General features: G+C 69.3%; 13 protein-coding genes and 2 tRNA genes. 7 read left to right on the plus strand and 8 right to left on the minus strand.

Annotation, left to right across the window (positions count from 1 at the left end; all coding sequences use genetic code 11):
* The first annotated feature begins 343 nt into the window (after positions 1 to 343).
* Positions 344 to 496 carry a hypothetical protein gene (locus VEL82_06830; GenBank protein ID HXW67570.1) on the plus strand — a complete coding sequence of 51 codons (153 nt, stop codon included), beginning with the start codon at positions 344 to 346 and terminating at the stop codon, positions 494 to 496.
* 10 nt (positions 497 to 506) lie between these two features.
* Here the strand turns inward: VEL82_06830 and VEL82_06835 are convergent, their stop codons facing one another.
* From VEL82_06835 to VEL82_06850, 4 genes are all read right to left on the minus strand, one after another.
* Entirely contained in the window at positions 507 to 1,787 is a 1,281-nt protein-coding gene (locus tag VEL82_06835; GenBank protein HXW67571.1) for a site-specific integrase, read from the minus strand.
* 41 nt (positions 1,788 to 1,828) lie between these two features.
* Positions 1,829 to 1,904 (minus strand) — tRNA-Ile (locus tag VEL82_06840).
* A 19-nt stretch (positions 1,905 to 1,923) separates the two neighbouring features.
* Positions 1,924 to 2,027, minus strand: a tRNA-Asn gene (locus tag VEL82_06845).
* A gap of 26 nt (positions 2,028 to 2,053) precedes the next feature.
* Positions 2,054 to 2,452: a hypothetical protein gene (locus VEL82_06850; GenBank protein ID HXW67572.1), complete on the minus strand. Its 399-nt coding sequence runs from the start codon at positions 2,450 to 2,452 to the stop codon at positions 2,054 to 2,056.
* A gap of 96 nt (positions 2,453 to 2,548) precedes the next feature.
* Here VEL82_06850 and VEL82_06855 point away from each other — a divergent pair, with 96 nt between their 5' ends.
* Positions 2,549 to 3,523: a PLP-dependent cysteine synthase family protein gene (locus VEL82_06855; protein ID HXW67573.1), complete on the plus strand. Its 975-nt coding sequence runs from the start codon at positions 2,549 to 2,551 to the stop codon at positions 3,521 to 3,523.
* On the opposite strand, the gene VEL82_06860 is transcribed toward VEL82_06855, so the two are convergent.
* Positions 3,502 to 3,828, minus strand: a complete 327-nt coding sequence (locus tag VEL82_06860; GenBank protein ID HXW67574.1) for a GYD domain-containing protein — start codon at positions 3,826 to 3,828, stop codon at positions 3,502 to 3,504. The two genes, VEL82_06855 and VEL82_06860, sit on opposite strands and share 22 nt — an antisense overlap.
* 105 nt (positions 3,829 to 3,933) lie before the next feature.
* On the opposite strand from VEL82_06860, the gene VEL82_06865 reads away from it, so the two are divergent.
* Together VEL82_06865 and VEL82_06870 are read left to right on the plus strand one after the other, a co-directional pair.
* Positions 3,934 to 4,527, plus strand: coding sequence for an isochorismatase family cysteine hydrolase (locus VEL82_06865; GenBank protein HXW67575.1), 594 nt, complete (start codon positions 3,934 to 3,936; stop codon positions 4,525 to 4,527).
* Positions 4,528 to 4,562: 35 nt separating this feature from the next.
* Positions 4,563 to 6,665, plus strand: a complete 2,103-nt coding sequence (locus VEL82_06870; GenBank protein HXW67576.1) for an FAD-dependent oxidoreductase — start codon at positions 4,563 to 4,565, stop codon at positions 6,663 to 6,665.
* Here VEL82_06870 and VEL82_06875 read toward each other — a convergent pair.
* The 3 genes from VEL82_06875 to VEL82_06885 are packed head-to-tail and all read right to left on the minus strand — an operon-like array spanning position 6,613 to position 10,402.
* Positions 6,613 to 7,662, minus strand: a complete 1,050-nt coding sequence (locus VEL82_06875; GenBank protein ID HXW67577.1) for a hypothetical protein — start codon at positions 7,660 to 7,662, stop codon at positions 6,613 to 6,615. The two genes, VEL82_06870 and VEL82_06875, sit on opposite strands and share 53 nt — an antisense overlap.
* Positions 7,659 to 9,209, minus strand: a complete 1,551-nt coding sequence (locus tag VEL82_06880) for a hypothetical protein (protein ID HXW67578.1) — start codon at positions 9,207 to 9,209, stop codon at positions 7,659 to 7,661. Before VEL82_06880 ends, VEL82_06875 begins: the two co-directional genes overlap by 4 nt.
* On the minus strand, positions 9,206 to 10,402 hold the full coding sequence (locus VEL82_06885; GenBank protein HXW67579.1) for a hypothetical protein: 1,197 nt from the start codon (positions 10,400 to 10,402) through the stop codon (positions 9,206 to 9,208). Before VEL82_06885 ends, VEL82_06880 begins: the two co-directional genes overlap by 4 nt.
* Before the next feature lie 222 nt (positions 10,403 to 10,624).
* Between VEL82_06885 and VEL82_06890 the strand changes: the two genes are divergently transcribed.
* From VEL82_06890 to VEL82_06900, 3 genes are all read left to right on the plus strand, one after another.
* Positions 10,625 to 10,870, plus strand: a complete 246-nt coding sequence (locus VEL82_06890) for an antitoxin VapB family protein (protein ID HXW67580.1) — start codon at positions 10,625 to 10,627, stop codon at positions 10,868 to 10,870.
* A gap of 2 nt (positions 10,871 to 10,872) precedes the next feature.
* Positions 10,873 to 11,259, plus strand: coding sequence for a PIN domain-containing protein (locus VEL82_06895; GenBank protein HXW67581.1), 387 nt, complete (start codon positions 10,873 to 10,875; stop codon positions 11,257 to 11,259).
* A 78-nt stretch (positions 11,260 to 11,337) separates the two neighbouring features.
* On the plus strand, positions 11,338 to 11,778 hold the full coding sequence (locus tag VEL82_06900) for an NUDIX hydrolase (protein ID HXW67582.1): 441 nt from the start codon (positions 11,338 to 11,340) through the stop codon (positions 11,776 to 11,778).
* Positions 11,779 to 12,361: the final 583 nt, after the last annotated feature.

Raw genomic sequence — 12,361 nt, forward strand, 5'->3', positions numbered from 1 at the left:
GTCGGACTCCTCCGACCACGTTCCCGGCCATTCACGATTGGGATTGGGGTGAGAGAGCCGGAGCAGATGTAGTGGGTCGGTACGTCGTGGCGAAGTTGCCTACTCGGTGATAGGCCGCAATGGTCGCGGCGGGAGTCCTACGGCGCCAGTCACAGCTTGTCCCTATTCCGGGCGGAATCGCGTGTGGGAACCCCTCGGAAGGGCCGACAGCTCGGGACCACTTGGTCGCACCCATTCGAAGAGCTCATTAGGCAACGCGCCCGGAATCTACGCGTCGAGTACGAGGCTGATGCCGCAAGACGAGGTGTCGCGAGCGCTTCAGGACGGAGCGAGGTACGTGGCGATGGCGTCCAATCCGCAGCTCTCCTCCCTCGAGCGGACGAGAGCGCACTTCTACGCGGTAGCCACTATCTTCGATGTCTTCCAGCTCTGGAGCCAGTCGCTCCGGGCGTTGGCCGACGACATGGAAATCGATCGCCGTCAGCGGCCCACATGAGCGGGCTACGCTAAGCGGTCGGCGCCCGGAGAACGGCCATCGAGCCGTTGAGGGGGGCCACGAAAGTCCACCCGGCTCGAAGGAGGTCTGGAACCTCGTCGGTCTGGAAGGCGTGTTCCTCCGGCTTTGGTGTCGAGCCCGACTTGAGGAGCTTCTCCAATTCTTCACCCGTTATCTTTCCCTCGAGCACCTCGGCGACTTTCTTATCGTCGTGCCCCTTGCTCTTGAGGAGGCCGGAGACGATGACCCGGAGGGTTTCCTCGGTTGGGGCGCCCTTGCTGGCCTCCGTTGACAGAAACGGCTCCGCCCGCGAATACGCGGCTCGCATGTCTTCAAGCAATTCCTTCGGGATCCGGCCTTTGTTCGTCGTATATCGGGCGTCCATCGAGCCCTTGTGTCCCATCCAATAGACTCGGTAGTCGTGCGCGATCTTCCCACGACTTTCGGCGAGGAGCATTTGGGTGTCGAAATAGGCCCTAAGCACGTAGGGCCGCCAAGAGAACCTCGCCCGTCGAACAGAGCCTCGAATCACGTCACCGACGTTGATCGAGGTCAGGAATCGTTTGTCGGTCTTCTCGGGATGAATTAGGTCGCTGTCCAGCGCGAGCTTCTCGTGGTGGGCGAGCCTCTCGCCCAGGTACGCCTCGATATACCCGCAGAGCTCGGCTGAGGCCCAACTCAGGTAGCCGTGGGAGTTCTTCGACAGTTCGGGGCGAACCCGAATCATGGCCGGCACACGAGAGAAGTGAGCTCGCTTTCCCCTGATCTCGAGCTCTGGTAGGTCTCCTAATCTCAGGCCGTCTGAGCCGTGGTAGTTTCCGAGGACCTCGGGCCTGAACCCGGCGTGAGCCATCAAGAGGACCGCTACCCGGTCGCGGGGAAGCCGGGCGTTCAGCAAGACCCGGTGAATCTCCTCAGGTGTGGGGACTTGCTCGTTTCGGAGGGTGGGAGTGTCCTCGCCCCCGCGAACATGAACCGGGACTGTCAAGGTCTTGCCGTTGTGGGTGAGCCAAGACTTGACTGCCTTCAGCGTCGAGCGGATGTAGGAGCCTGCGTGGCGTTTCTCCTCTTCCACGGTAACGAAGTCGAGAAGAACATCGCGGACCTTTGGCTCCGGGAGCTCGGCGAGATCCTTCGGAGTAACCCCCATCTGTTCACAGAAAGCCCCAAGCCGTCGGAGGTAGACGTCGGCGGTGACCTGAGCTCCTCTCGCCACGTTGTGGTACCATCGGGAGAGGTCGGGGTCCGCGAGTCGCTCCTGCTTCTTTTGGGACCGCTCAAACCGGGCCATGAGGTGAGTTAGAGAGTCCAATTATAAACCGTTGAGGGTGATGGGCCCGGACGGATTCGAACCGTCGACCAACCGGTTATGAGCCGGACGCTCTCGGCCGGGCTAAGCTACGGGCCCAGGGGGCGCGGACCGAAGGCGCCGCCGAGCGGAGTTTGGGGACGAGGGCGCACGCCCGTCGGCCTTTCGAACCGCTGACCTTTCGGTTAACAGCCGATCGCTCTACCGCTGAGCTACGGCGGCACCGGCGGCGCCGAGCTAGCATCGCGCTAATAGCCTTTCCGACCCGAGGACGGACGCGCGCGGTGCTCCTCGGCCCGCGACTTGAGCTGGCGGACGACCCCGGCCATCCGCTCGAGGGCGCGGTCGAGGTTCGCCCAGAACTCGCGCGTGCGCTCGGTCACGACCGCGCCGTCCGCGCTCGGCTGGATCACGCCCTCGCGCTCGAGCAGGTGCAGCGAGTAGCGGGTCTTGTGGATGGGCAGGTGGAGCGCCTCGCTGAGGCGGATGATCCCCGTCGGGGGGCTCTTCGACAGCTTCTCGACGATCTCGACGTTGCGCGCGAGCAGCTCGAGCTCCTCCTCGATCCGCTCGACCAGGTGGGTCCCTTCGCCCGCGGGCCCGCCGCTGCCCCCCTCCTCGCGCTCCGCCGACGTGTCGGCCGGCATCCCGGCCCCGACCCGCGTCGGCTTACTTGAACCTAAGGCCCGCTCCCGTCCCGGGCCAAAGACGATTATCCCACGAGCCCCTCACGGGCCGCTCCGATGCTCCGGCCCGGCGGGACGATCGAGACGATCGGCGAGACCCCGCTGGTCCCGCTACGCTCGATCGTGCCGGCCGGAAGCGCCCGCGTCCTCGTGAAGCTCGAGTCGATGAACCCGACCGGCAGCATGAAGGACCGGCCGGCGCTCGCGATGGTCCGCGCGGCCGCCGCCGACGGCCGCCTGCCGCCGGGGGGCACCGTCGTCGAGTACACCGGCGGCAGCACCGGCACCTCGCTCGCGTTCGTCGCCGGAGCCCTCGGCTTCGGCTGCCACCTCGTGAGCTCGGATGCCTTCAGCGAGGAGAAGCGCGACCACATGCGCGCGCTCGGCGCGCGCCTCACCCTCGTGCGGAGCGATCGGCAGCGGATCACCGAGGGGCTGATCCGCTCGATGATCTCGACGTCCCGGCGGATCGCCCGGCGCTCGGGGCACTTCTGGTCGGACCAGCTGAACAACCCCGACGCGAGTCGGGGCTACCACCCGATGGGGGAGGAGATCTGGCGGGACACCGGGGGCACGGTGGACGCGTTCGTGCAGTCGGTCGGCACGTCCCACTCCCTGCACGGCACCGCCGAGTCCCTGCGGCGCCACCGGCCGGACCTGCTGGTGTGCGCCGTCGAACCGAAGGAGTCCCCGATCCTCTCCGAGGGCCGGACCGGCGGGCACCGCATCGAGGGGATCGGCATCGGGTTCGTTCCCCCGCTGTGGCGACGGGAGCTCGTCGACGAGATCGCGTCGGTGACGAGCCACGACGCGCACGCCATGGCCCGCACGCTGGCCCGGCGCGAGGGACTCTTCGGGGGCGCCTCCTCCGGCGCCAACGTCGTCGCCGCGCTACGGATCGCCAAGCGACTCGGGAGCGGCGCGACGGTCGTCACCCTCCAGGTGGACACGGGGCTCAAGTACCTCACGACCGAGGTGTACGGCGCGCGGGCGCGCGCGCCGGGCGACGGCTACTTGCCCGGCGCGCGATAGGTGAGCTTGCTCGCCTTGCCCAGCGCCTCGATCGCCTCGGCCGGGCGGAACAGGCGCACCGTCCGGGTCGACTGCACCGCGCCGCTAGAGACCGCGGCGAAGACCATCGCGTTCACGGCCGCATCGTCGGGGAACTCCCCGATGACCGTCCCGTCGAACTCCCCGAAGTGGTAGTAGAGGGCCTGCACTTTCCCGCCGACGCCCTTCGCGAGCGCGTCCAGCGCAGCGGTCCGGTCCTCTGGCGTTCGCATCAGCGCGGCCCACGATTCCGGCGAGTACGAGAACTGCACCATGTAGCTCGGCATCGGCACTCCTTGCGCTGCTCGGCAGGGTGTGGGCACTAATAAATCCCGGTGCCGCGGGCCGAGCGGACCCGCGCAGCTCATCGGGCCGCGCGCGTTCGACGGTTCATGGCCGTGGAACCGCTCGAACTGCGGCGTTCGTCGCTGATCGTCTGGGACATGCAGATGGGCATCGCCGGGCGGGCGTTCAACCGCGCGGCGCTCGTGCCCGTGGTCGCCGACCTGATCGCCGCCTACCGGGCCCGAGGCCTGCCCGTGATCTTCAGCCAACACACGAGCCCGCCGGAGGGCTGGGCGAACCCGGCCATGGCCCGATCGATGGCTCGACGGGGGCTGCCGGCCGGTGGCGTTCGCTTCACCGCCGGTGCGGCGGAGTGGTCGATCCTTGCCGAGCTCGCCCCGCGGCCGGAGGAGCTCGTCCTGCCCAAGGCGACCCCGAGCTTCTTCGTGGGTACGCCGCTCGAATCCCTCCTGCGCGTCCGAGGGATCGACACGCTCGTGCTCACCGGCGTCAGCACGGACGGTGGCATCATGGGGACCGCCCGGCATGCGGTGAACCTCGGCTTCTTCGCCCTCGTGGTCGAGGACGGCGTCGGCGCGATGACCGCCGAGGCCCACTCGCGGGCGCTCGAGGTCCTGCGCGCGCTCTGCGACGTGGAGACGAGCCCGGAGGTCATCGCCCGCCTTCCGGCGCGCGCCTAGCCCCTCGGACCAGCCGGGCCCGCCGGTCGTACCTCATGGCCGTCGCGGGAATGCCCCTCGGGGGCGCGCCGCCTCGGCAGGCCGTGACCGAGCGCTTCGACGTGATGGTCCTCGGCGGAGGGCTGTTCGGCTCGAGCCTGGCGTACTACCTGGTGCGGGAGGCGGGGCTACGCACGCTGCTGGTCGACCTCGCGCCGGATCCGGAGCGGCCCAGCGCCACCGCCACCAGCGCCGGCATCCTTTCGGTCCAAGGCTGGGATCCCTGGGACCTGGCCCTGGTGGAAGAGTCGGCGGAGGAGTACGGTCGGATCTCCGAGGAGGAGGGCGAGCCCGGCCTGCATCGCAACGGCGGCCTCCGGGTCGCGCGGACGGACGAGGGGGTCCGGTGGCTCGAGCGGGTCCGGCGGGTGCTGGGGGAGCAGCACGTCGAGTCGATCGCCGTCAACGCCGCGCGGGCCCGCGAGCTCCTGCCCTGGGCCGATCTCGACGACGTTCGGCAGGGGTTGTTCACCCCCGACGACTCGGTGGTCTGCACGACCGGGCTGCAGGCGGCCTTCCGTCGCGCCGCCGCGCGCGCCGGGGCCGACGTGCGACAGCTCTCCCAGCCGGCAGCGATGGAGGCCCGCGACGGCGGCACCTGGGCTCTCGGCGAGCCGGTGTCGGTCGAGGCCGAGCGCGCGGTCGTGGCCTGCGGCGCGAGCACGCAGCGGATGCTGTCGGCGATCGGTCATCCGCTGCCCCTGGTTCCGTTCCGGGCCCAGGCGGTCCGCCTGCGGCCGCAGCCGCTACGGGAGGCGTTCCCGACGCTGCACGATCTGGACCTGAACCTCTACCTCCGTCCGGAGCCGTTGGGCCGGTGGCTCGCGGGCGACGGGACCGGCACCCGGCCGGAGGATCCGGGCGTCTGGCGTGCCTCGGCCGATCCCGAGTTCGTCCGGCGGATGACGCGGTCGGTCACTGAGCTTCACGACGGCGTCGGCTCCGTTCGGGTGGAGGCGGCCTGGAGCGGCCTGTGCGTCGCTTCGCCCGACCGCTTTCCGCTCGTGGGACGCGTGCCGCAGGCGCCGGGGCTCCACGTCGCGAGCGGATTCAACGGTCTCGGGACGATGCGCTCGGCCGCTCTCGCGCGTCGAATGGCGGACGCGCTGCGCACCGGCGGCTGGGAGCGGCTCCGCCCCGCGGATCCCGCCCGCTTCGCCGGGCCGATCGCGCCGTTCGACCCCCGACCGCAGTTCCCGCTCGAGGCCGGTCCCGACGTCCCCCTTCCCGAGGATGCGGGGCCCCGGGCCCGCGGGCCGTCGTGGCCTGCGGGCCCTCCTCGCGCTGAGGAACCCTCACGCGTCCTCCGACGGATCGAGGAGGTCGATGGGCTGCGCTGGTCCTCGCTCTCCGACTGGTTCGACCCGTTCCTCGGCCTGTTCGCACGGGACGCGATCCGCACCGGGGGGCGAGCGGAGGTCGTGGAGGAGGACGGGCTCGTCCGGGGACTACTCCTCGTCGGCTCGAGCGAGGGCATTGGGTCGGGCTTCACCCGGGAGCGACGGATTGCCCAGCGGTACCTCGAGCCGACGGAGTCGGCCGGGGTCTATCTCGAACTTCCGTGGCGTCCGGGCGGCCGGATCGTCGAGGTGTTCGCCGCGGACCTGCGGGACTGGCAGCCGACCCAGCCGCCCCACCATCCGGTGCGCATCGCCGGACGGGATGACCTCCCACGGATCGGGACGCTCATGCGCGCCGAGCTCGGGCGCGGCGTCGATCCGTGGCTCGCCACCCTGCCGCGCCCGGAAGAGACCGCCTTCATCTGCGAGAGCCAGGGCAGCATCGTCGGCGTCAGCTGGCTGTCCCGAGTGGGCCGGTTCGCGCGCGGCCACTCGTTCGTCGTCCATCCCCGATATCGGGGGCTCGGCATCGGCACGGACCTGCTGAACGCTCGCATGCTCTGGCTCTCCCAAACGGGCGGCCGGTCCGTCGTCAGCGAGATCTACGACCGGAACCTCGCGTCGCGGACCGCCGCGGAGCGCGCGGGGATGGCCCTCGTCGGGCGGATGTACCACTTCCAGAGCCGTCGACCCGACCCCCGACGCGCTAGGTTCGAGGCGCCCCACACCGGGGGCAGACCGTCGCCGTCGAGTCCATGAGCGTGCCACAGTAGCGGCACGGCACCTTGACCGTCTCCCGGATCACGACCTGCTGCACGGCCGGCTGATCGCCGGGGATCAGATGGACCGGCGGCGGGGCGTACGCTGGCATCGTTCCGGGCATCGGAGTCGTCGGGTGACGGGGGAGGTTCGCGCGAGCCGAGCGTCGCCGGGAGAGCGCGATCACGATCCCCCCGACCACGATCACCACGACGACGATCCCCACGATCACGAGCAGCCAGGGCACGGGCGGCGGCGAGGAGGCGGCCGGCGGCGCGGGAGCCGGCGTCAGGGCGAAGGTCGTCTCAGTGTCGGTCAGGGTGTCCGTATAGGTGAAGCCGTCGCCCGCCGCATCCGAGTCGGCCTCGCGGTAGACGTACGCGACGACGTAGCCGGTCCCCGGGTCGAAGTACTCCTTCCAGTTGTAGACCGCGGTGAACTGCCCATAGGCGTCGTCGCGCTCATAGGTCCCGTTGCCCTCGGTGAAGATCGTCGCGACGTACCCCGTCGAGCTGCCGGAGTACGGGAACGGAACGTCCGTGGAGACGACCTGCATCGGGCTGTTCAGCAGCTCCAGCGTCGCCCCGTCGCCGAGGCTGTTGTTGAGATAGAACCACACGAACGGGTCGACGTAGCCGGACTGGTTGTCGGTCCCGTTCAGGTAGTGGAACGTCACGGCGGAGAACGAAAAGGTCCCGTGCTCCGACCACGGGTACTCCACCCCCTGGTTGTTCTCGTAGGTTCCGGCGGAGGCGTACGTGGCGTTCGCCGTCCCGTTGGGCGCGACGCTCATCACGGCGATCGACCCGTTGTAGTAGCTGGCCTCGGTGTAACCGGAGTAGCTACCGGTCCCGCGGCCGACTGTTACCGACTCCGAGTAGTGGAGCGCGTCCCCCGCGCGCGGAAGGTAGTGGCCACCGACCCCGCTCGCGGCCCCGCTCGGGAGGCACAGCAGCGCGAGCACGGACAGGAGCAGCACCGCCGCCCCGCGGCTCATCCTCCGAACCCTCCGCCGACGAAGCCGCCACCGCCGGCCCCGACCGCATGGATGTGGCCGGGGTGGACGCCGCCGATGGCACTGTACGTGGCGAAGTAGTTGCTGTGAACGACGAGCACCGGAATCCACATCCGCGCGGGCGTCGTCGCGTAGGAGAAGTTCGGATACGTCGCCGGCGCCGTCTGCGTCGGGTCGAGCTCGTTGACGCTGCGGACGTCGACGCCGTGCACGAGCCGGATCGCGAGCGTGATCAGCTCGGCCTGCGACATCGGGCCGGTGCGCTGGCCCAGGATCTCGTAGGCCTTCTCGAGCAGGTTCAGCGTCTCGTTCGCCTCGAGCACGGGGATCGACGCGAGGACCGCGGCCCCGACCAGCGGGTACTCCAGGTACGCCCCCACGCCCCGGGCGAGGATCGCCATCTTCGTCCCGACGGTCTCCGCCGGCAGGTTCGACAGCGCGAGGTACGCCGACGAGAGCTCGGTGTCTTCGCTCACCGAGTAGCCCCAGGACGCGAAGAGGGCGCGCAGGTTCGTGAAGGCCCGCGCGAGATCGTCGTGCGGCTGGTTGACGATCGCGAGGAGGGCGGCCGCCTCGTACGACGCGGTCAGGAGGAGGAACTGACGCAGGGACTCGGTGGCGTACGTGCCGTCCGCCCGCCGGCCGGAGAGCAGGATCGCCGCGACGCCCGTCGCGGCCTCGGCCGGAACGCCCAGCTCGTCGACCGCCCGGAGGAGCTCGCCGAGCTGCGAGACCGAGCCCTCCAGCGGCTGGTTCACGCTGCTGACGACCTCGGCGGCCATCAGACGGTTCTCGTCGTTGCGGCTATAGCGGCCCACCGCCTCGTACGCGTTGAGGAACGCGGGCACAGACTGCGCGGAGGCCGTCGGCTGCTTGGCGAGGCCGATGGCGACCGCCCAGAGGTAGGTCGGATCGACCTCGGGGAGCGCAGGGGCGAGCGAAGCATGAAGCGAGGCGGATCGGCTGGCGATCCCGTCCAATTCGGCGTCGATCGCCTTCGCCTGGGTCCAGTACGACGCGAACTCCTCGTCCCCCACGCGGTACAACGCGACGTTGAGGTCCCGCAGTGCGACGCGACCGGCGGTCGTGATCGCGATGAACCGACCGTCGTAGGGGAGCACGAGGTCGAGCTCGGCCTGCTTGACCAGGAGCTGCTGAAAGTCGGCCTGACGTTTGGCGAGGTCGGCCTCGAGGGCCTGGAGCGCCGCCTGCTCCTCGTTGAGGCGGTCGACGGACGCCTCCTCCTTGTCCACCCCTTGCAGATGGAAGAGGACGGAGTGCGTCCGGCGCGTGTCCGCCGCGACCGCGTCGGCCTGCTGCTGTTGACGGGCCTGCTCGTCCGCGATCGCCTGCTGTGCCGCCTGGAGCTGGGCGACCTCCGCCTCCAGCTGCGAGCGCTCGTCCGCGGAGAGGACGTCCACGAGTCCGAGCTGTTGGAGCTCCGCGAGGTCCGTCTCCGGGATCGTTGCGGTGACCGAGCGGGCGCTGACGGCCTGCAGGAACGTCGCGAGATGGGTGCAGTCGGTCACGCCCGGTCGAGGAGAGGGAACGCCGTATTAAGGGCCTCGTCGCCCAGGGCGTTGCGGATGCGCAGAACGTACTCGCTCGGCGTGCGCTCGAGCCGCACGTACCGGTCCTGCGCGAGCGCGCGCTCGAGCAGGGAGGCCAGCTGCTCCTTGCGAGGGCCGGCCCCTCCGAAGCGTCGCACCCGCTCGCGGTCGATCTGCTCGTAGGCGAAGAGGAACTCGTAGAGCGAGCGGTAAATCTGGTCCTCGATCTTCTCGGCGATTCGCTCTCGGTCGACCTCCACTTCCTCGATTCCCTCGAGATCGACGAAGTACACGGTTCCGTCCGGAGCGATCACCGCGTCCTTGTCGAGCCACACGTCATGGAAGTCGAGGCCGCAGAGTCGTCCGCTCGTCGGGTCCCGCCGCAGGGTCCTCGCAAAGAGTGTGAGCAGCGGGATCGCGGAGCGAAGGAACGCGACCTCGAAGGCGAGAGCGCGCGCCGGGGAGTCGACCCCGAAGCGGTCGAAGACGTCCCGGACCCCGGTGCCCACCGTGCTGCGCGCGTGGAAGTAGATGCGCACGTTCGAGGGGACGAGCCGAAGCTCCTGGACGATCGGTCCGCGGAATCGCCGGAACCAGTGCAGCGATCGGATCCGCTCCTCCAGCGCGGAGGGCAGATGGGCCACCTTGACGACGGGGGCGATCCGGAACCCCTCGATCGAGGTGAGGTCGGCACGCTCCGACGCGGCGAGCGCGATCCGGGCGTGTTCCAGTCCCTGCCCACCGTACGGGGACCCGCGGAGCCAGACCTCGCCGGTGATGTACCGCGGCGGGTCCGCCGGGGATCGACCGCACGACGGCTGGGCGAGCCGGCGGCGCAGCTCGGGATCGTCCGTGAGTCGATCGAGCGCGGATGCCTCCAGCGGACGGGCCACGAACGGCTCCACGGTCGAGCCGATCCCCTTCACCGAGAGATGGAAGTCGGTGCCGTCCAGGGTGGCGACGGGATCCGGCGAGACCGCTCCCCGGTGGTCATCCTCCAGGAACGCTCGTATGCCGAGCGTGGGTTCGTCCACGAATCCGGTGAGAGAGACCGGAAGGAAGAATCGGTCGAGGGCGGAGAGGTCGTGCTGCGCGAAGCGGCAGTTGGTCGTGGTCCGCCCGGGATACTCGGCCAGGTGCACCGGGGTGCCGGCGAGCCGCAGACGTCCCACCGGCTCGGCGAAGCGATCCGGAGAATTTCAACCCGTCCGCTCACCGGCCGGCTCGAGCCGCGCGCATCGGAAGCTCACGCGACGATCGCGAGCGCGGTCAGGGGAGGGGTGGCCCGCCTTGCGCACGGGCCCGCCGGTATTCGAACTCGGGGCCACCAACGGCCGCGGGTCCGGCTCCGGACTACTCGCTATATATGGACTGTGCACAGGTGCTATAGGCCGATGCCCGCCACCACCATCGCCCTCGACAGCGAGGCCTATGAGACCCTCAAGAATGCGAAGCGACCCGGTGAGAGCTTCAGCGCCACCGTCAAGCGTTTGGCGCGGCCGCGGAAGAACCTCTCCTTCTTCGCGGGATCTTGGGGTCACCTCCGACCCCGCGAGATCGAGGAGCTTCGGGCAGCGGTGCTGGCTGCGCGTGCCGTGGAGCGGGCGAAGGTGGCCAAGCCGCGACATCGGCGGAACTGACCGTGTACTGCCTGGATGCCACGTTTCTCATCGATCTGCAGGCCGGGGAGCCCGAAGCGGTCGCGCGAGCTCGCCACTGGGAAGTGTCGCGTGAACGGGTCGCGGTCCCCCTACCGGCCCTCGTCGAATGGCTCCGGGGATCCTACTTCAAAGGGGGCCGTACCCTCCGCGCCGCGCTCGAGCTTGCCGAGAACATCGAAGTGCTCCCGGCCGATCTCGCCATGGGTCACGACGCGGCGCGCTTCGGGGCCGACGCCGCTCGGAACGGAAGAGCGCTCTCGGCCTCGGATCTCCTGATCGTCGCCATCGTCCGCCATCACCACGCCATCCTGGTCACACGGGATCCGGACTTCTCCGGATTACCCGGGCTACCTGTCGAAGTCTACTGAGGGTGGGTCCGTGCGAATCGGGGGAGAGCGGCATGCCAGGGCGATCGATGCGGCTCGGGTCACGTCATCCGTGTGGTGATGACGCAGCGGTTCTGGGTCCGGGCGGCCGTGAAGGGCGTCCTCGTCCGAAGGGAGGGCCTGCTCCTCCTGCGCCGGCGGAGTGACGATGACATATGGCCGGGTCTGTGGGACCTTCCGGGGGGCGCGGTGGAAAAGGACGAAACGCTCGAGCAAGCGCTCACGCGGGAATTCAGAGAGGAGACCGGACTCCGGGTCCGTGTCGGAGACGTTCTGGACGTCTCCCTGGAGTGGGTCTCCGTGCGGGGCGGGCCCTCCTATCCGAGCGTATCCTCCCGCTTTCGATGTTCGACGAAGTCGCGGATCGCTCCCCGCCTGGACCCCGCCGAACACACGGAGTTCGCCTGGGTGACGGCGCGGGAACTCGCCCGACTCACCACCGTGCCGTACCTCCGGCGGACGATGGAGCATGCGTTTCGGAATGCCGACGCCGAGATCTAGCGAGGGCGTCGAACTTGGTCCCACCTCCGACTCCGAGCGTGGGCGGTCGGTGGCGCGAGGGAAACGAGCCAGGGCCGGCGTGAGCCCGGGACGGGCCCACCCGGATTCGAAGAACGAGCTAATCGGGCCCTCCCATTCCGTTCGGACGAGTCCCATCCGGGCGTAGTCGTCGATGAAGTCAGAAGTAGCCGCGCTCGATAGCGGCATCGAGACCGGTGTTGGATCGCGAGGACCCCGGAGTCCGCTGGCTCCTCGAGTCGAGAGACCCATCGGTACGGTACTTTACCCTCACCGATGTTCTCGATGCGCCAGAGCAGTCCGGTCCGGTACGCGCTGCGAAGCGACAGATCCCCCAGGGACCTCCTCTTCGAGCCCTGCTTTCCGGTCAACGAGCGAACGGTGGGTTTGGAGTCGACCGGTACAAGAAGTGGGCCGGAGCGACCTGGCGTATGGTCTCCGCGGTCGAGCTCGGAGTCCCTCCCGGGAGCGTAGTGGCCCACCGAGCGGCCGACTACGTGCTCTCCCACCTCCCGTTGAGGCAGTCCGATCCCCACCAGGTCCGAGGGCGATTCCGGCTTCACGC

The sequence above is a fragment of the Thermoplasmata archaeon genome, assembly GCA_035622275.1.
GTDB lineage: Archaea > Thermoplasmatota > Thermoplasmata > Lutacidiplasmatales > UBA184 > Lutacidiplasma.